This is a genomic window from Sphingobium sp. D43FB, assembly GCF_002312805.1.
GTDB lineage: Bacteria > Pseudomonadota > Alphaproteobacteria > Sphingomonadales > Sphingomonadaceae > Sphingobium.
This window is the reverse complement of the sequence record NZ_NMUA01000299.1, coordinates 1-291: the sequence shown is the minus strand read 5'-3', so window position 1 is coordinate 291 and position 291 is coordinate 1. Positions and strand designations below refer to the sequence as shown.

The following is a 291-nucleotide window of genomic DNA, read 5'->3' as shown; positions in this document are numbered from 1 at the left end:
TCGCCAAGCTGTCGCGTAACCATGATCTCGCCAAGGCCATCAACTATATGCTCCGGCGCTGGGACGCCTTCACCCGCTTCCTCATCGATGGGAGGGTATGCCTCACGAACAACGCAGCGGAACGGGCGCTGCGCTGTGTGCCACTCGGGCGGAAAGCATGGCTATTTTGCGGCTCCGATCGCGGCGGTCAGCGCGCCGCCATCATGTTTTCACTCATTCAGAGCTGTCGCCTCAACGACGTCGATCCCCAGGCTTGGCTCGCTGACGTCCTCGCCCGCATCGCCGGTCATC

General features: G+C 62.5%; 1 protein-coding gene. It reads left to right on the top strand.

Translation table 11 applies throughout. The features are described 5' to 3' along the window. Nucleotides 1-291, top strand: a 291-nt coding sequence (locus tag SxD43FB_RS24475) for a transposase (protein ID WP_141249682.1), incomplete at both ends; no start/stop codon positions are given.